Source organism: Arenimonas sp. (assembly GCF_036275555.1).
Taxonomy (GTDB): Bacteria; Pseudomonadota; Gammaproteobacteria; order Xanthomonadales; family Xanthomonadaceae; genus Arenimonas.
The window spans coordinates 1-16,921 of sequence record NZ_DASUDO010000044.1; the positions used below are offsets into that span (position 1 = coordinate 1).

Sequence of the window (16,921 nt, forward strand, 5' to 3'; positions counted from 1 at the left end):
CGCTGGCGGTGCTGATCTCGGACATCGACTTCTTCAAGAAGGTCAACGACACCCACGGCCACCATGTCGGCGACCTGGTGATCAAGGACTTCGCCAGGCGGGCGCAGCAGATGCTGCGCGTGCCCGACATCCTGGCGCGCTTCGGCGGCGAGGAATTCACCATCCTGCTTCCGGATACCGGCGTCAGCGAAGCGCGCAACGTCGCCGAGCGCATCCGGCGCGAGATCGAGACGCGCCGCGATGCGGCGCTGCCCGCCTATACGGTGAGCATCGGCGTGGCGGTCACGCAAGGCAAGGCGGGTGATGCCGCCGACATCGAAGCCCTGATCGCCGAAGCCGACGCCGGACTGTACCGGGCGAAGCAGGGCGGTCGCAACCGCGTCGAAGGCTAGCCGCGAACGCTTGCCACGATCGCGGCTAAACTGCCGGCCGTCCTCCCACCTGGAATGAAACAGCCATGGCCGGTGCCAGCCTCCTAGCCCTGCTCGACGACATCGCCACCATCCTCGACGACGTGTCGGTGATGACCAAGGTCGCCACCAAGAAGACCGCCGGCGTGCTGGGCGACGACCTGGCCCTGAACGCGCAGCAGGTCTCCGGCGTGAAGCCCGACCGCGAGCTGCCGGTGGTCTGGGCCGTGGCCAAGGGCTCGACGGTCAACAAGGTGATCCTGGTCCCGGCCGCGCTGGCGATCAGCGCCTTCGAGGGCTGGCTGGCCGGGCGCGGCATCACCGTGCCCATCGTGACCGCGCTGATGATGGTGGGCGGCGCCTTCCTCTGCTACGAGGGCGTCGAGAAGCTGATGCACAAGTTCCTGCATCCGGCCGAGAAGGAAAAGGAAACCGTCGAGCTGCTCGCGGCCGTCGCCGACGAATCGGTGGACCTGGTCGCGCGCGAGAAGGACAAGATCAAGGGCGCGGTCCGCACCGACTTCATCCTTTCCGCCGAGATCATCGTGATCACGCTGGGCACCGTGGCCGCGAAGGATTTCGTCACCCAGGTCGGCGTGCTCTGCGCGATCGCGGCGATCATGACGGTCGGCGTCTACGGCCTGGTCGCGGGCATCGTCAAGCTCGACGACGGCGGCCTCTACCTGAGCCAGCTGCCCGGCGATTCCGCGGCGCGGCGCGCCAAGCGGGCGCTGGGCCGCGGCATCCTCACCGCCGCGCCGTGGCTGATGAAGTTCCTCGCCATCGCCGGCACCGCCGCGATGTTCCTGGTGGGCGGCCAGATCCTGGTGCATTCGATCCCGGTGGTGCACCACTTCGTGCAGGACATCACCCCGGCCGGCGGCTGGGGCCTGCCGGTGTCGATGCTGGCCGAAGCCGGCTTCGGCATCCTGGCGGGCATTGCCGTGGTGCTGGGCGTCACCGCCTGGGGCAAGCTGCGCGGCAAGGGCAAGGCCGCCGCGCACTGAGCGCCGCGCACCGCCGTCATTGGGCGTAGACTGGCGGCGCTCCTTCGCACGTCACGCCCCGGGCATCTCGCCCCCGCCGTAGCGCCTCCCACGCGTCTCCGTCCCCGTTCGCCGGGACGACGCCCCCACGGGAGCGCCCATGCCGGGCTACGCCACCCGCCTGCTCACCCTGCGATTCGGCGGGCAGGATTACCGCATCCGTGCGCTGAGCGACCTGCAGCAGTTCGCCGACCCGAAGGGACGCGCCGAACGCGCCGGCATTTCCTCGGCGATGTGGAGCCTGTTCGGCCAGGTCTGGCCCGCCGGGCGCGTGCTGGCGCATGCGATGAGCCGGTTCGATGTCGCCGGCAAGCGCGTGCTGGAGCTGGGCTGCGGGCTCGGGCTCGCCAGCCTGGTGCTGCAGCGGCGAAAGGCCGACATCACCGCCAGCGACCACCACCCGTTGGCGGAGGAATTCCTGGCCTACAACGCGGAACTCAACGGCCTGCCGCCGCTGACCTTCCTGGACCTGGCCTGGCACCTGCCGCAGCCGAAGCTGGGTGAGTTCGACCTGGTGATCGCCAGCGACGTGCTCTACGAGCGCGGCCACGCCGAACAGCTGGCGGTGCTGCTGGCCGCGCACATGCGCCCGGCCGCGGAGGTGTTGATCACCGACCCGGGCCGCGGCAACAGCGGCGCCTTCACCACGGCGCTGATGAAGCAGGGCTACGCAGTCACCGAAGTGCGCAGCGCGTTCAACGACGACGACGTGGCGCCCTTCCGCGGGCGCCTGCTCAGCTACCGGCGCTGACGCCGCTCAGCGCACCACGTGCCATTGGGTCTGGCGGCCGGCGAGGTAGGTCACTTTCTCGCCGTCGAAGAAGGCGCTCTGCTCGAGCTTGACCTGCACCCACTGGCGGCCCCACTCGGGCACGCGCGCCTTGATGTTGCCCTCGATCGCGTAGGCGGTGTCCGGATACAGCGGCCACTGGCCGCCGTCGGCGCCGCCGCTCTGGTCGTCCCACATGCCGATGGTCGGGCCCGCGGCATGTCCAAAAAAGCCAATCGGGTGCGTGTAGGTGCTCGACACCAGCTTCGCGCGCCCCGCGTCGCGACGGGTGTCGGCCAGGATCTCGCTGCCGGTGCGGCCGGAGCGGAAATTGGCGGTCAGCAGGTCCTGCCAGCGGTTGCCGTCGGCGAGCGCGGCCTTCAGGCCGGCGGGGACGTCGGTTTCGCCCGGGCGCAGCACGTAGCCCATTTCCTGCGTATCGGTGCACAGCTTGAGGTAGCACAGGCCGACGTCGGTATGCAGCACGTCGCCGGGCTGGATGATGCCCTCGCCGCCGCAGAACGGCGCCGCTTCCTCGCAGGCCACGCCCGCGCGCTGGAAATTGACGTCGGGCATGAACCACACCGGCAGGCCGAGTTCCTCGTAGCGGCGGCGGATGTACCAGGCCACGTCGTCGGTGTGGGTGGCGCCGGGCGTGATCACCTTCGACGAGAACGCATCGGAGACGACGCTGCGGGCGATGGCGACGATGTGCGGGTACAGCGCCTGCTCGGAGGCGATGCGGGTTTCGGTCCAGCGCACGACCAGGTTCTCCGCGGAGACCAGGCGCGATTCGAAGCCCGCGGGCAGGACCGCCAGCAGGCGCTCGTGCAGGCCCTTGCTCAGGCCGTCGGCGATCGGCCACTGGCGCGAGACGTTGATGCCGATGCGCTTCGGGTCGCGCTCGGCGATCAGCTGGCCCAGCGCCTGCCACTGCGCGTCGAGGTCGCCGCCGGACCAGACCGAGGTGTAGGGCTCGCCCAGCGGATAGCGGTTCACCACCAGGCGGTCCACGCTGCCGTCGGGCTTGCGGTGGAAGGCCAGCAGCGTGGTGCGGCGCGCCGCGAAGGTGGGCTGCGGCACCAGCGTGAAGTAGATCGGGTCCTCGGCGTATTCGCGCGAGAGCACCAGCCACAGGTCGATGTCGGTTTCGGCCATCAGGCGCGGCAGCAGGGTCTCCAGCCGCTCGGTGACGATACGGTTCTCGACCGCTACGCGCTCGCGTGGCGACAGCACCGCGGGCTCGCCCTGCACCACCCGACCCTGTTCGAACGCGAGTGCAGGCGGCGTGGCCACCAGGGCGAGGCAAAGCGAAGCGGCGAGGCGAAGATGCATGGCGGGATCCGGCGGGTGGGATCGCCGAATCATAGCCAAGCGCGCGTGATTGTCAGCCCAGGCGCTGGAGGAACTGGATCAGCTGGGCGCGCTGGCCCGGCCCGAGCAGGCGCAGCACCGGCAGCAGGCGGCCGATCACCTGCGGCATCTTCTCGGCCACGGCGCGGGCATTGCCGGCGGCGAGTTCGTCAAGCAGCGGGTCCAGCCGCAGCGGTTCGGGGGCGGCCGGTGCGGCGGGCGTAGCGGGTGCGGGTGCGGCGGCGGGGGCAGTAGGCGCCGCGGGTGCGACAGGCGCAACGGGTGCTGTAGATGCCAAGGGTGCGACGGGCGCAGCGGGCGCTGCAGGTGCCGGGGGTGCCGTCGGCGCTGCAGGCATTGCGGCCGCGGGCGCCACTACTTCCGGAGCAGCCGGGATCGCCGGGGATATGACGGCCTCGGGAAGCACGGGCACGGCATCCGGCGCCGCCGCGGCGGCAAGCTCCGGCACCGCCGGCACCGACGCTGGCCCGGGCGACGCGAACGACGTTGCGGACGGCGCCGCGGCAGGCGCCGCCAGTGGCACGATGCTGGTCTCGACGTGCACCACCGGCGCCGCGCCGGCAGCCGCGGGCGCCGGCGCGACCGATGCGGCGTCCAGCATCGCCTGGCACTGGTCCAGCATCGCCTGCGCGCCCAACTCGGCACCCAGGTCCGGGCACAGCACCGCCGCGCCCAGCTCGACCGCGATCGGGTCGCCGTTCTCGTCCACCGGCGGCTGGCCCAGCAGCTCCAGCCGCAGGCGGCCGATCATGCCCTCGATGCCGGCCGGGTCGCCGCCGGGCAGCGACAGCGCGAATCCGCCCAGGCCGATCCGCGCCGCGGTGTCCTCCTTGCGGATGCGCCCGCGCAGCATGCGCGCGACCTGCAGCACCAGCGCCTCCGCCACTTCGCGGCCGTGGTAGAGGAAGAAACGCCGGAAATCGACCATCTCCAGCCGCACCAGGCACAGCGGCTGCTGGTGCCGGCGGGCGTAGGCGATGTCCTGCTGCAGGCGGTCGAGGAAACCGGCCTTGTTGCTCAGGCCGGTCAGGCCGTCGAGCGTGGACTGCGCCTGCAGCTGGCGGGTGATGCGCTGGTTGTTGGCGTGGGCGCGGGCGCGCGCCACCAGGTCGGTGGTCGAGAAGGGCTTGGTGATGAAGTCGGTGGCGCCCATGTCCAGCGCCTTCATCCGCGCCGCCTCGTCGTTCTCGGCGCCGGTGACGATGATCAGCGGCAGCGACTGCACGCCGGCGTCGGCCGAGGCGCGCACGCGCCGGAGTAGCTCATAGCCGTCGGACACCGGCATGTTGAGGTCGGAGAACACGACCTGGATGGACTGGTCCTCGCCGACCATCTGCCAGGCCTGCGCGCCATCGTCGGCGGTGACGACGTCGAACTCGTCGCCCAGCATCTTCACCGCGGCCTTGCGCATCAACTTGGAATCGTCGACCACCAGGATGCGCGCCTTGGCGCCCGAGTCCCCGCTCATCCCCGCCCCCAAGACCGGCCCCTGAACCCCTCCCAATCTAGACCAAGCCGCCCGGCCTGCCCACCACCGGGGTCACAGAACGGGAAAACCGGGTCCGGACGGGGCTCAGTCCTGCTCGGCAGCGGCCTCGCGACCCTGCTGGCGGATGATCGCCTCCTGGCGGGCATCCTCGATGCTCATCAGCACCGCGCCCAGGTCGGCGCGGCGTTCGTCGAAGGTGAAGCGGCCGGTAAGCATGGTGTCGGGCTGGAGTTCGCCGCGCTCGTACAGCGCCCACATCTCCTCGCCGTAGTGCGTGTCCAGCAGCGCCGGCTCGAACCGGCCCAGCGTGTCGCGCAGGTTGTGCACGTCGCGCAGCAGCATCGCCCGCGCGGCGTTGTTGCCGGCCGCGCTCACCACCTGCGGGAAGTCGATGATCACCGGACCCTCCGGCGACACCAGCACGTTGTACTCGGACAAATCGCCGTGGATCAGGCCCAGGCACAGCATGCGCACCACGTCGCGCACCAGCGCCTCGTGGTAGCGCGCGGCCTCGGCCGCGTCGAACTCGACCTCGCCCAGCCGCGGCGCGCTGTGCCCCTCAGCATCCGTCACCAGCGCCATCAGCAGCACGCCGTGGTGGTAGCCGTGCGGGCGCGGCGCGCGGACGCCGGCCTCGACCAGCTGGTAGAGCGCGTCCACCTCGGTGTTCTTCCACTGCGTCTCGAGCTCGCGCTTGCCGAACTTGCTGGCCTTGCCCATCGCCCGCTGCTGGCGGCTGCCGCGGACCTTGCGGCCCTCCTGGTACTGCACCCGGGCCTGGAAGCTGCGCTGGCCCAGGTCCTTGTAGACCTTGGCGCACAGCACCTCGTCGCCCGAGCGGACCACGTACACCGAGGCTTCCTTGCCGCTCTTGAGCGGGCGCAGCACTTCGTCGATCACGCCGTCGTCGATCAGCGGCTGCAGGCCCTTCGGGGTTTTCATTCAGGTCGGGCGCAGCCGGGTTCGGGCCGGCATTATGGCCCAGCCCCGGCCGGGGTGCCCGGCAGGGTGTAGACTGCGCCCGCCAGTTGATCCGCCTGCGCGTCCCGCCGTCCCGATCCCCGGGCTCCGCTTCGCCCCTTTCCTCGCGCCACCGCCCCGCCCCGCGGGCCGGACCGCCCTCCCCGAAGCCGCCCATGCCCATCGTGTTCCGCGACGACGACCAGCGCGTCGATCCCGCCGTTTCCTGCGACCGCTGCGCCGCCGTCTGCTGCCGCCTCACGGTGGTGCTCATGCCCGACGAAGTGCAGCCGCCACATCTGGTGGACGTCGACCACCGCGGCCTGGACGTCATGCGCCGCGACGCCGACGGCTGGTGCGCCGCGCTCGACCGCGCGCACATGCGCTGCGGCATCTACGACACCCGCCCCAGCATCTGCCGCAAGTTCGCGATGGGCGGCGCCTACTGCCGCGACGAGCGCAAGGTGCACGCCCGGAACCCCGCGCCGCTGCCGGTGAAACCCGCCGCCTGAAGGTGAAAACTGCGTGCAAACGGCGGTTTTCACGGTGTCCATGAAGCCGCGCGTGGAATCATGCGGCCGTTCCATGACGAGGTGCCCCCCATGCCTTCCCTGCTCCGACTGACCTATGCCAGCCGCGCGCGCTTCGACGACGTCAACGGCAGCGCCGGCATCCACCCGGAAGTCGCGCGCATCCTGATCCAGTCCCGCCGCAACAACCCGCGCCGCGGCCTGGTGGGCGCGCTGTACTTCGGCGACGGCTGTTTCTTCCAGTGCCTCGAAGGCCCGGCGGCCGAAGTCGAGGCGCTGTACCAGCAGCTGCACGCCGACCCGCGCCACCACGACCTCAAGGTGCTGGCCCGCGAGGAAATCGCGCGCCGCAGCTTCGCCAGCTGGGCCATGAAGCTCGTGCCCAACGCCAGTGAAGTGCGCCGCCTGATGGCCCGGCACGGCCGCGCCACCTTCGATCCCTACAGCTTCGACGCCGAGCTGCTGGCGTCCATGAACCGCCTGCTGGTCGAAGGCCCGGACGCGAAGCTCGCCGCCGAAGTAGTGACGCCGCCCCCCGGCGCCCCGGAGCCTGCGGTGGGCCTGCGCTACGCGATGGCCGTGCTGGGCGTGGTGCTGCTGGGCGTGGTGGCCACGGTGGCCGTCGCCCGCTGAGGCCCGCGGCGCGGGCGCAGGCAGGCCGAATCTTTCCCATTCCCCCCGCCGGCGGGTGGGCTATGCTGGCCCGGTATCCAGGGGGGATACCACAACTTGTCGACCACCACGCCTCCGGTTCCCGGCGGGGCGGATGACCGTCGCGGCGGCCATCTGCGCAGCCTGCCGCGCCGCACCTACCGCTTCCGCATCCTGGGCATGGGCCTGGCGGCCTTGCCGCTGGTCGTGGTGCTCGATGCCCGCGACGCGTCGTGGCCCTATTGGGCGTGGGCCGGCTTCGCCTGCCTGGTCTGGCCCCACCTGGCCTTCGTGGTCGCCATCCGCAGCCGCGATCCCAAGCTCGCCGAGTTGCGCAACTTCCTGTTCGATTCCCTGCTGGCCGGCTCCTACGCGGCGGTGCTGCATTTCAACGTGCTGCCCTCGGTGCTGTTGATGTCGATGGCCACCGCCGACAAGGTCAATGCCGGCATCCGCGGCCTTTGGCTGCGCTCGCTGCCGGCCATGGGGGCGGGGCTGGTGGGCGCCGGGCTGTTCACCGGGTTCGCGTTCTCGCCGGAAACCACGATGCCGGTGGTGCTGGCCTGCCTGCCGATCCTGGTGATCCATTCGCTGGCGGTCAGCCTGTCGAGCTACCAGCTGGTGCGGAAGGTGCAATGCCAGAACCTCCAGCTCGAGGCCCTGAACCGCACCGACGCGCTCACCGCCCTCGACAGCCGCGCCTACTGGCAGGCCCAGGCGGAGCACCAGCTGCACCGCCGCCACGCCAAGGGCCACGACGCGACGCTGCTGCTGGTGGACGTGGACCGCTTCAAGGACATCAACGACCGCCATGGCCATGCGCTGGGCGACGACGTGCTGCGCGAGGTGGGGCAGCACGTGCGCCGCGCCGCCCTGCCCGGCGGCCACGCCGGGCGGCTGGGCGGCGACGAATTCGCGGTGGCCTTGCCGGTGGGTGCCGCGGAGGCCGCCACGGTCGCCGAGCAGTTGCGCCAGGACGTGGCCGGCCTGCAATTTCCGAAAGCGCCTGGCCTGCAGGTGTCGATCAGCATCGGCCTGGCGACCGCGGCGGACCACGACACCGAGCTGGCGGAGTGGATGGAGACCGCCGACCGCGCGCTTTACGAGGCCAAGCGCGAAGGCCGCAACCGCGTGGCCGTACTTACCAGCGCCGCGAAAAAGGGCGCCTGATCGGGCGACTCAGCCCTCGGGCGACCGCGCCCACCGCGTGCCGACCCAGAACAGCAGGCCGAGCAGGATCAACCCGGCGATCCACCACGACACGCTGGCGCGCCGGCCCATTTCGATCGGGCGCTGCTGGCGCTCCACCGGCACCCGGCCTTCCACCTCGCCCGCCATGATCTGCGCCAGCCCGCCATTGGCGCGCAGGCGCGCCAGCCCGGCATCGATCTTCTCCCGCAGCGCCGGCCGGCCGCGGCTGACACCGAAGGCGTAGTCGCGCTCGAGCAGCGGCGGACTCAGCGCCACGATGTCGTCCAGCCCGTGCACCGCGATCGCCCGCTCGCCGATATCGCTGGGCACCAGCGCGTAGTCGGCCTCGCCCCGGACCACGGCGAGCACCGCGCTGTCCTCGATGTTGATCGGCCGGATGTCGATGCCGGCGTCCTGGTTGGCCAGCCACTCGTAGGCCATGCCGGCGAACTGCACCGCGACGCGCCGGCCCGCCAACTCCTGGACCCCCTCGACGCGCCCGGCCCGGCGCGGCCCGAACACCTGGTGATGTCGCCGTGCGAACGGCTGGCTGAAGTCGAAGCGGGCCCGGCGGTCCTCGGTGATGAACATCGGCACCACGTCCAGCGACCCGCGCTCGAGCTGGCCCAGCACGCGTCCCCACTCCATCAGGCTGAACTGCACCTCGAAGCCCTGGTCCGCGGCGATCGCCCGGATCAGCTCGACGTCCCGGCCCGCCGCGAGGCCCTGGTCGTTGAGGTAGTGGAAGGGCGGGTAGTTCGGGTCGCCACCGACCAGGGCCGGCTCCGCGCGCGCCAGCGCCGGCATCGCCAGCGCGAGAAGGACCAGGAGACCGTGTGGGCCGCGGCGCAGGCGAGGAATCAACATGGCCCGAGCATACCCAAACGCCTTCGCCGGGTTCGTGCAGGGCCCGTCAAGAGGCGACGCTGTCCCCGGCTCGCCCCCTTACCCGTGTGAAGGATGTGCAAATCCCCCGCGCGGTGCATCATCAGCCCGCCCCCCGCCCTTCGGAGCCCCCCATGCGCCTCCTGCCGCTGCTGATTGCCTCGACCCTTCTGCTCACCGCTTGCGGCCAACAGGACGCCGCCCCTGCCGCCGATGCCGCGCCGGGCGCCGCCGACACCGCGGCCGCCACCGCGACGCCGGAGTCGGCCAACGCGCCCGCCGCGGGCCCCCTGCCCGGCGAGCCGGGCGCCGCCGACGCTGCTGCCACGGGCACCAGCACGCCGGTGCAATCCAATGCCACCCCGCTCCCCGGCGAGCCCGGCGGCCCGGACCTGGCCGCCGCGGCGCCCCCCACCGAGTTCGATCCCGCCAGCGTGCCGGAGTCCAGCGCCAGCCTGCCGCCCTTCCCGTTCTTCAAGGAGCCCGAGGGCCTGGTGAGCACGCTCGGCGACCGCGACCGCAACAAGAACTTCGACCGCGAGCACATGATCGCCGGCGACAAGGTCGTGGCCATCGAAGGCAAGGTCTTCCGCGACCGCTTCCAGCTCACCAACCCCGAACAGCGCGAGTACTCGGACATCGAGTTCCACCGCAACTACGCCAACGCCATCGCCGAACTCGGCGGCCAGAAAATCAACCAGGTTCAATACACGAACCAGGTGAACGCGGCGTTCGGCGGCCGCGAGGCGGTGGACAAGCACTACCACGGCACCTGCGCCAGCGACGGCTGCGAGAACCACACTTACCTGATCCGCCAGGGCGGCAAGGAGTGGTGGATCCAGGTCAGCACCGGCGCGATCCCGCTGCACGGCGAGGTGGTCGTGCTCGAGCGCCAGGGCATGACCAGCAAGCTCGCCTTCATCGACGCCGCCGCGATGAAGAAGGCGCTCGACGCCGACGGCCGCATCGCGCTCTACATCAACTTCGACGTGGACAAGGCCACGCTGCGGCCGGACGCCGCGGCCGTCGTAACGGAAATCCACAGCCTGCTGTCGAACGACCCGGCGCTGCGCCTGTCCATCGACGGCCACACCGACAGCACCGGCACCGCCGAGCGCAACCGCGAGCTGTCGCGGCAGCGCGCCGAGGCCGTGCAGGCGGCGCTGGTGGCCAAGGGCATCGCCGCCGACCGCCTGCAGGCGCAGGGCTTCGGCCCCGACCAGCCGCTGGCCGACAACGCCACCGAGGATGGCCGCGCCAAGAACCGCCGCGTGGAGCTGGTGCGCCTGCCCTGAAAAACTCAGGGTCCGGATGGGTTGACGCCAACGTACAAGGCGGCAACCCTTCGGCATCGCCATTGGATGCCGCCGCATGTTCACCAACCTCCGGGTCCTGCTGCTTTCCCTGCTAGTTGCCGTGCCTGCGGCAGCCACGCCGCCTGGCCCTGGCTGGTTGCGCGATGGCCGCCAGGCCTTCGAGACCCTGGTGGCTGGCCACGCGGCCGAGTTCGAGGCCATGGACCAGGCCTTCATCGACGCACAGGCCAGCCGTCCGGAGGACGTGGCGCTGGCGGTGGCCCACTGCGATTTCTTCTGGCACGTCTGGGACCTGGAGGGTTCGGAATGGGCCGACGTCGCGCCCGGCCGCCACGAGGCCTGCCTGGCTTCGCTCGAGGAGCGCATGCCGGACGCCCCGGAGGTCCTGGTGCTGCTGGCCGAACAGGATTCCAGCGAGGAGCGCGAGCGCGCCGCGCTGGCGCGCTGGGACAACACCTCTGACTGGCCGCCGGCGCTGCGCATCCGCCTGGGCAAGGTGCTGGCCGAGTCCGAGCACATCGGCAGCCGCGCTGCGGACGTTGCCATCGAGACCGTCCGCCTGGGCGACGCCTCGTCCCTGCCCCTCGCGGTGCGGCGCCTCGCGGCGCTGGAGGGCCCGCAGGCCGCCGCTGAACTCGCGGCGGCCGCGCCATTGGCGACGTCGACCTGGCAGCTGGATCAGCGGCTCAAGTCGCTGGCCGCGCTGGACCACCCCACCGCGGCGCGGGACGACTTGGTGCGCCACCTGGACGCCCGTGTGTCGCCCTCATGGACGGTGGCCGCCGATGTACTGGTGGCCGCCGACGACCTGGACACCCTCGAGGACATGCTCAAGACGAGCAAGGACGACGCCGACGACACGCGACCGGCCCGCCTGTCGCTGGCGCTCGCGCGGGGCGACGCCGGTGCGGCCGTGTCCCATTTCGAACTCGACATGGACAAGGTGGACGCGACCGGACGCGACTATTTCCGCATCCTGGCGGTGAACCCGCTGATGGCCTTTGCGCCGACGCTGCTGCCGTTTGCGCTCGTGATGCTTTTGATCGGCGCGCTGCTGCTGCTCCTGCCGCTGCCGCTGCTGCTGCCCGTGCACTATCGCGGCCTGGCCAGGCGGCTGGCGAACCGGGCGCCGCAGCCCCTGCTGCCGGGCCTGGGCCTGCGCCATGCCTGGTATGGCACGGCGGTAGGCCTGCTGTTGGCGCCAACGGCCATCCTCATCGTGGCCGTGCCGGAGGCGATGGCGGCGTTGTTCGAGGGCGACGACGCCATGATGTCCACGCTGACCGTCATGCTTTGGTCGACCGTGGCCGGCCTGCTGGCGCTGCTGCCCACGCTTTACTGGCTGCGCTGGCCGCAGTGGACGGTGCCGCGTGGCCAGTGGCCGGGCATGGGCGCGCGCGTCCTGCTGGCCTACGGCATGGGCTACCTGGTCGCGCTGGCCTGCGTGGTCGTGCAGGGCTGGATGACGTCCTCGGGCATGGACGTGGGTACCTCGACCTTCCACACCTCGATCCTCAGCGAAGGCATGGCGCGTTACGGGCTGCTGGTCACTGTGATCGTGATGGCGGTGCTGGTGCCCGTGTTCGAGGAGTGGGTGTTCCGCGGCCTGCTGCTCGGCGGCCTGGCCAAGCACATCCACTTCGGCTGGGCCAACCTGGCCCAGGCCATGCTGTTCATGGCCATCCACGACGATGTCGCGCGCTTCCCCTTCTACCTGGCCCTGGGCCTGCTGGCGGGCTGGCTGGTGAAGCGCTACCGCAGCCTGCTGCCGGCGGTGCTGCTGCATGTCCTCAACAACAGCATCGCCTGCTGGTTGATGCTTTCCTGACGCCGGCCCGGCGGCTCAGCCGCCGCAACCGCCGCAGCAGGTGGATGGCAGCTGCATGATCTGCGCCGGCACCAGGCGCGGGTCGGTGCTGGCCAGCAGTTCGCCCAATTCGAAGGCGCTGAGGTTGGCCGAGACCCGGAGCAGGCCGGTGCCGGCGTCGAAGTCGGTCATCGCGGCCGGATCGGCCTGGCCCAGCGCGGCGCGCAGGGCAGCCAGGTCGGGCGAACGGGTGGCGAGGTGGATGTCGTACTGCATGCTGTCTCCTGGGGTTGGCGCCCGGTTGGCGCCCGGCCCGCACAGGCTCGCAAGCAGGCGCCGGCCGCGCCCTGACCGGGGTCAAGCGGTCGGCGATCCGGCGTCGGGGCCCGATTTATGGGACACTGCGCGCCCATTCCACCGACCAAGGCCCCCACCATGGCTAAGAAAGCCCGCGCCCGCCGCCGCGCCGCCCGACTCAAGAGCATCCGCTGAGTCGCGCATCGCGCCACGCAACACCCGATCAAGGGCCGTCCAACGGCCCTTTTTCTTTGGTCGGCGCGTTTACCCGCTGGACACCGCCGGGATGCCGACCATGACCGCTGCCGCCGACCGAATCGACGCCCTCGACATCCTCCGGGGTTTGGCCATCCTCGGCATCGTGTTCATGAACCTGCCCGGGGCTGCGACCTACTTCGTCGCCTTCTTCGACCACCCGCCCTCGGCCGGCTGGACGCCCGCCGACCAGGCCACCTGGCGGTTCATGGAGATCGCGCTCGAGGGCACCCAGCGCGGCCTGCTGCAGATGCTGTTCGGCGCCGGCATGCTGATCCTGGCGGCCAGGGCGATGCACGACGACGCGCCGGTCGCCATCGCCGACCGCTACCTGCGCCGCAACCTGTGGTTGATGGTGTTCGGGCTGGCGAACATCTTCGTGCTGCTGTTCCCGGGCGACATCCTCTTCATCTACGCGCTGGCGGCGCTGTTCCTGTTTCCGTTCCGCACGCTCCCGCCCGGCGTGCTGCTCGCGCTGGGCCTGGCCTTCACGGTCGTGGACACGGGCCGCGGGCTTGCCGAGTACAGCGCACGGAGCGAACTGCAGGCCCAGGTGCAGGCCGCGAGCGCGCGGCAGGCCAGCGGTGCGACGCTCGCGCAGGCCGACACCGACGCACTCAAGGCCTGGGCCGAGCTCGAGGCGGCGATGGCGCCGGACGAAGGTTTCATGGCCTACGACCGCGAGATGCGGCTGGCGCCGTTGGGCGACTACGCGCGCTACGCCCAGGGCATCTGGCTCGAGCGGCGCGCCTACTCGGGCGAGGTCTTCTTCGACGCCGTGCCCGAGGCGTTCTGCGTGATGCTCATCGGCACCGCGCTGTTCAAGTGGGGCGTGATCCAGGGCGGCCGCACGCGGCGCTTCTACCTGCTGCTGATGCTGGCCGGCTATGCCCTCGGCGGTCCGCTGCGTGCGATCGAGGCCAGCCAGCACCTGCGCTTTTCGCCGGAACCGCGGATCGTGCAGTTCACGGAAGAAATCGCCCGCCTGGCCATGACACTCGGCCACCTGGGCCTGGTGCACCTGCTGCTGGGCACCCGCGCCGGCGCCTGGCTGCTGGCGCCCTTGAAGGCCGCGGGGCGCACGGCCTTTTCGCTGTACGTGATGCAGACGCTGGTGACGGGCTGGCTGCTGTTCCCGGGCATCGGCCTGGGCCTGTTCGGGCAGTTCGGCTGGGCCGGGATGTTCGGCATCAGCCTGGCCATCATCGCGGTGCAGCTGGTGCTGGCGAACCTGTGGCTGCGGCGCTTCCGCATGGGCCCGGTCGAGTGGCTGTGGCGCTCGCTGGTCGAGTGGCGGCGGCTGCCGTTCCTCGCCTAGCCCTGCCGTGTGGGAGGGACTTCAGTCCCGATGCTTTCATTTGGACAGCATCGGAACTGAAGTCCCTCCCACAGGGGAAAATCAGGCCTGGGCGCGCCAGGCCTTCAGCAGTTCGGCTTCTTTTTCGCGCGGGATGCCGGCGCGGACTTCGGCCTGGCGCTCGGGCGTCTGGCTCCGGTACCAGGCCAGCAGGTCGGTCACCGTTTCCGCCAGCGGCCGGAAGCTGAGCCCCGCAGCGATCGCGCGCGCGTTGCTCACCGCGCCATAGCCCGAATACGGCGAACCCTCGCGCGGCACCCAGATCGGCAGCGCCACCTCGTTCTTTTCGATGAACTCGCGCGAGACGTGGGTGAACGTCGCCGGGCCGCCGGTGACGGCGTGGCAGCCGTGCACCATCGCGTCCATCGACATTGCGTAGTCGGGGCCGCAGGCGTTGAACACGCCCGTCGTGCCGCTTTCGGCGAGGCGGATCATCCACTCGCCGAGGTCGCGCCCGTCGATTACCTGCACCGGGTCCTGGCCATCGCCCGGCACCAGGATCTCGCCGCCTTGGGCGATGCGCTTGGGCCAGTAGGTGAAGCGGTCGGTCTCGTCGCGCGGGCCGACGATGTAGCCCGGCCGAACGATCGTCACCTTGTCGCCGAACTGCTTGCGCGCCTCGGCCTCACTGAGCGCCTTGAGCGAGCCGTACAGGCCCTCGATGTTCGCCATGAGCGTTTCGCGGGTCTCGGCCATCGCGTCGGCGCCGGCATACTTGGCCAGCGGCGAGTCCTCATTGATGCCGCCCTGGGAACCGTCGGCATACACCGAGATGGTCGAGATGAAGAGGTAATGCCCGACCTTGCCCTTGAGCAGCTGGCCGGCGTCGCGAACCCAATACGGCAGCGTGGTCGGGTTGTCGATGCAGACATCCCACTCGCGGCCCTCGAGGGCCTTGAGGTCACCGGTGGTGCGGTCGCCCACCAATTGCTCGACCCGGTCGCCCCACTCGGCGATCGGCCGGCGGCCGCGATTGAACGTGGTGACCTGGTGCCCGCGCGCCAGCGCATAGGCCACCTGGAACGGACCGGTGAAGCCGGTGCCGCCCAGGATCAGGATGCGCAGCGGCTTGGCGGCTTTGGGAATGGCGTTGCCGACGCTGGCGGGTGCGGCGGCGCTGCCGAGCGAAGGCAGGGCGGCGGCAGCGGTGGCCAGCGCGGCATAGCGGAACAGGTCGCGACGTGAAGTCATGTTTATTTCCCCGGAAGTTGGAAGCCATGGACTCCGCGGCGGCGCTCCGGCCGGGGCGGATGCGCCACTCTGCCCTGCCCGCCCCCGTGCCCGCGCATGACGAAAGTCGGGGGGCCGGGCGGCGCGCCTAGGGCGGTGCGCCGCGCTGCACGTTCCAGGCGGCGATGTCCCCCGTGGCCGGATCCAGCGACACCAGGTGCACCTCGCGCAGCACCCGCTCGCCCTGGGTCGTGGCCAGCTCGCCCACCACCACCAGCCGTTCGGGCAGCGTCCAGACGCGGGTCGGCAGGTGTGCGTTCGACGGTGAATCGCTGAGCGGCAGCTCGCGGGTCCAGGCCCGCGCGAGGGCGCCGTCGAGGCGCGTCATCGCCAGCCGGCCCTCGCGGTCGATGCGCGTGTTGTGCCAGACCAGCAGCCCCGGGGCGCCCGGCGGCGCGAGCGGAAGCTCACTGCCGGGCTGGCGCACGAAGCGCCCGCGCAGGAAGGTCGGGCCGCCCTCCAGCGGCGTCATCGCCGACAGCCGGTCGAAGCGCTCGTCGAAGGGCTGCACCGATTCCACCGTGCCCCACCACAGCGTGCGCCGCGCCAGCGCGCCTTCGTCGATGATGGTGTACGGAAACGCGAGGTGCCGCCCGAACGGATCCGTCGCGGCGTCCTCCGCCTCCGGGCCGGTGAACAGGCCCAGCCAGCGCCCGCCGAATTCCACCAGGCGCAGCGGCCAGTCCCCCGTGGGCCGCAGCGGCACCTTGGCCGCCTCGTGGCCCACGGCCACCGCCGGCTTCGGCGGCGGCGCGTAAGGCGACAGTGCGCCGGCGGGACCGCGCACCGCGTACTGCGCCGCGTCGGCCGCCATGAACACCAGCCCGGCGTCGAAGCCATAACGCTGCGGATCCTCGGGCAGCATGCCGGCCAGCTGGGGATGGCGCTTGACGATGCCCTCGGCGTCATCGAGCAGGCGACCGTCCGAGGTCGCCACCGCGCGCGGATCGCGACCGATCACCAGCCATACGCGATCACCGTCCTGGCCGAGCAGCCGCCCGCGCACCGTGGATCCCACCACCGGGCCGACCAGACCATCCTGCGCCTTGAAGCTGTGCACGCGCCTGGTCCACAGCGGCCGCGCCGTCATCGGATCGAAGGCGTGCAGGTCGAAGTGCACCAGCACCAGCTTGCGCGACGAGGGCCCGCGGCGCGTGGGGTTACGCGATTCGCGCGTCTCCTCCTGCCGGGTCAGTACCCACAGCCGCGGCTGGCCGCCATCGTCCACCAGCGCGGCGTAGCCCTGCACTTCGCGCGGCTCGAGGCGCGTGCCCGAGCCGCAGGCGGCCAGGCCCAACGCGGCGAGCAGCATCAGCAGGCGGAGGATGGCAGGCATGTCGGATCCCGGGATGCT

Annotated in this window: 16 protein-coding genes; 9 read left to right on the top strand and 7 right to left on the bottom strand. The window is 71.1% G+C overall.

The window, feature by feature from the left end:
* From VFV21_RS11615 to VFV21_RS11625, 3 genes are all read left to right on the top strand, one after another.
* The coding region (locus VFV21_RS11615; RefSeq protein WP_329669584.1) for a GGDEF domain-containing protein at positions 1 to 392 on the top strand (392 nt) is incomplete at its 5' end.
* Positions 393 to 457: 65 nt separating this feature from the next.
* Positions 458 to 1,417, top strand: coding sequence for a DUF808 domain-containing protein (locus VFV21_RS11620; RefSeq protein WP_329669585.1), 960 nt, complete (start codon positions 458 to 460; stop codon positions 1,415 to 1,417).
* 139 nt (positions 1,418 to 1,556) lie between these two features.
* Positions 1,557 to 2,207, top strand: coding sequence for a class I SAM-dependent methyltransferase (locus VFV21_RS11625; protein ID WP_329669586.1), 651 nt, complete (start codon positions 1,557 to 1,559; stop codon positions 2,205 to 2,207).
* Between the two features lie 6 nt (positions 2,208 to 2,213).
* On the opposite strand, the gene VFV21_RS11630 is transcribed toward VFV21_RS11625, so the two are convergent.
* From VFV21_RS11630 to VFV21_RS11640, 3 genes are all read right to left on the bottom strand, one after another.
* Positions 2,214 to 3,560 (bottom strand): M24 family metallopeptidase, encoded by a 1,347-nt coding sequence (locus tag VFV21_RS11630; protein WP_329669587.1) that lies wholly within the window; start codon positions 3,558 to 3,560, stop codon positions 2,214 to 2,216.
* 52 nt (positions 3,561 to 3,612) lie between these two features.
* Entirely contained in the window at positions 3,613 to 5,067 is a 1,455-nt protein-coding gene (locus tag VFV21_RS11635) for a GGDEF domain-containing response regulator (protein WP_329669588.1), read from the bottom strand.
* A gap of 105 nt (positions 5,068 to 5,172) precedes the next feature.
* Entirely contained in the window at positions 5,173 to 6,030 is an 858-nt protein-coding gene (locus VFV21_RS11640; RefSeq protein ID WP_329669589.1) for a PA4780 family RIO1-like protein kinase, read from the bottom strand.
* A 194-nt stretch (positions 6,031 to 6,224) separates the two neighbouring features.
* Between VFV21_RS11640 and VFV21_RS11645 the strand changes: the two genes are divergently transcribed.
* The 3 genes from VFV21_RS11645 to VFV21_RS11655 all read left to right on the top strand — a co-directional run bounded on the left by VFV21_RS11645 (position 6,225) and on the right by VFV21_RS11655 (position 8,399).
* Positions 6,225 to 6,560: a YkgJ family cysteine cluster protein gene (locus VFV21_RS11645; protein ID WP_329669590.1), complete on the top strand. Its 336-nt coding sequence runs from the start codon at positions 6,225 to 6,227 to the stop codon at positions 6,558 to 6,560.
* Between the two features lie 90 nt (positions 6,561 to 6,650).
* Positions 6,651 to 7,211, top strand: a complete 561-nt coding sequence (locus VFV21_RS11650) for a BLUF domain-containing protein (protein ID WP_329669591.1) — start codon at positions 6,651 to 6,653, stop codon at positions 7,209 to 7,211.
* Positions 7,212 to 7,307: 96 nt separating this feature from the next.
* On the top strand, positions 7,308 to 8,399 hold the full coding sequence (locus VFV21_RS11655) for a diguanylate cyclase (protein WP_329669592.1): 1,092 nt from the start codon (positions 7,308 to 7,310) through the stop codon (positions 8,397 to 8,399).
* Between the two features lie 9 nt (positions 8,400 to 8,408).
* Here VFV21_RS11655 and VFV21_RS11660 read toward each other — a convergent pair whose 3' ends face one another.
* On the bottom strand, positions 8,409 to 9,287 hold the full coding sequence (locus VFV21_RS11660) for a transporter substrate-binding domain-containing protein (protein WP_329669593.1): 879 nt from the start codon (positions 9,285 to 9,287) through the stop codon (positions 8,409 to 8,411).
* A 152-nt stretch (positions 9,288 to 9,439) separates the two neighbouring features.
* Here VFV21_RS11660 and VFV21_RS11665 point away from each other — a divergent pair, with 152 nt between their 5' ends.
* On the top strand, positions 9,440 to 10,600 hold the full coding sequence (locus VFV21_RS11665) for an OmpA family protein (protein ID WP_329669594.1): 1,161 nt from the start codon (positions 9,440 to 9,442) through the stop codon (positions 10,598 to 10,600).
* Positions 10,601 to 10,676: 76 nt separating this feature from the next.
* Entirely contained in the window at positions 10,677 to 12,449 is a 1,773-nt protein-coding gene (locus VFV21_RS11670; RefSeq protein WP_329669595.1) for a CPBP family intramembrane glutamic endopeptidase, read from the top strand.
* A gap of 15 nt (positions 12,450 to 12,464) precedes the next feature.
* Here VFV21_RS11670 and VFV21_RS11675 read toward each other — a convergent pair whose 3' ends face one another.
* A complete protein-coding gene (locus VFV21_RS11675; protein ID WP_329669596.1) occupies positions 12,465 to 12,704 on the bottom strand; it encodes a hypothetical protein in 240 nt (79 codons plus the stop codon).
* 316 nt (positions 12,705 to 13,020) lie between these two features.
* Between VFV21_RS11675 and VFV21_RS11680 the strand changes: the two genes are divergently transcribed.
* On the top strand, positions 13,021 to 14,298 hold the full coding sequence (locus VFV21_RS11680) for a DUF418 domain-containing protein (protein ID WP_329669597.1): 1,278 nt from the start codon (positions 13,021 to 13,023) through the stop codon (positions 14,296 to 14,298).
* 81 nt (positions 14,299 to 14,379) lie between these two features.
* Here the strand turns inward: VFV21_RS11680 and VFV21_RS11685 are convergent, their stop codons facing one another.
* Both VFV21_RS11685 and VFV21_RS11690 read right to left on the bottom strand, forming a co-directional pair.
* Positions 14,380 to 15,528, bottom strand: coding sequence for an NAD-dependent epimerase/dehydratase family protein (locus tag VFV21_RS11685; RefSeq protein ID WP_329669598.1), 1,149 nt, complete (start codon positions 15,526 to 15,528; stop codon positions 14,380 to 14,382).
* A 127-nt stretch (positions 15,529 to 15,655) separates the two neighbouring features.
* Entirely contained in the window at positions 15,656 to 16,903 is a 1,248-nt protein-coding gene (locus tag VFV21_RS11690; protein WP_329669599.1) for a PA2928 family protein, read from the bottom strand.
* Positions 16,904 to 16,921 lie beyond the last annotated feature (18 nt).

Bases quoted from the DNA above. Each gene is read 5' to 3' on its own strand.
- VFV21_RS11665 (WP_329669594.1), top strand. From the start codon at position 9,440: ATGCGCCTCCTGCCGCTGCTGATTGCCTCGACCCTTCTGCTCACCGCT.
- VFV21_RS11645 (WP_329669590.1), top strand. From the start codon at position 6,225: ATGCCCATCGTGTTCCGCGACGACGACCAGCGCGTCGATCCCGCCGTT.
- VFV21_RS11660 (WP_329669593.1), bottom strand. From the start codon at position 9,287: ATGTTGATTCCTCGCCTGCGCCGCGGCCCACACGGTCTCCTGGTCCTT.
- VFV21_RS11685 (WP_329669598.1), bottom strand. From the start codon at position 15,528: ATGACTTCACGTCGCGACCTGTTCCGCTATGCCGCGCTGGCCACCGCT.
- VFV21_RS11635 (WP_329669588.1), bottom strand. From the start codon at position 5,067: ATGAGCGGGGACTCGGGCGCCAAGGCGCGCATCCTGGTGGTCGACGAT.
- VFV21_RS11690 (WP_329669599.1), bottom strand. From the start codon at position 16,903: ATGCCTGCCATCCTCCGCCTGCTGATGCTGCTCGCCGCGTTGGGCCTG.
- VFV21_RS11650 (WP_329669591.1), top strand. From the start codon at position 6,651: ATGCCTTCCCTGCTCCGACTGACCTATGCCAGCCGCGCGCGCTTCGAC.
- VFV21_RS11625 (WP_329669586.1), top strand. From the start codon at position 1,557: ATGCCGGGCTACGCCACCCGCCTGCTCACCCTGCGATTCGGCGGGCAG.
- VFV21_RS11620 (WP_329669585.1), top strand. From the start codon at position 458: ATGGCCGGTGCCAGCCTCCTAGCCCTGCTCGACGACATCGCCACCATC.
- VFV21_RS11640 (WP_329669589.1), bottom strand. From the start codon at position 6,030: ATGAAAACCCCGAAGGGCCTGCAGCCGCTGATCGACGACGGCGTGATC.
- VFV21_RS11675 (WP_329669596.1), bottom strand. From the start codon at position 12,704: ATGCAGTACGACATCCACCTCGCCACCCGTTCGCCCGACCTGGCTGCC.
- VFV21_RS11680 (WP_329669597.1), top strand. From the start codon at position 13,021: ATGACCGCTGCCGCCGACCGAATCGACGCCCTCGACATCCTCCGGGGT.
- VFV21_RS11630 (WP_329669587.1), bottom strand. From the start codon at position 3,560: ATGCATCTTCGCCTCGCCGCTTCGCTTTGCCTCGCCCTGGTGGCCACG.
- VFV21_RS11670 (WP_329669595.1), top strand. From the start codon at position 10,677: ATGTTCACCAACCTCCGGGTCCTGCTGCTTTCCCTGCTAGTTGCCGTG.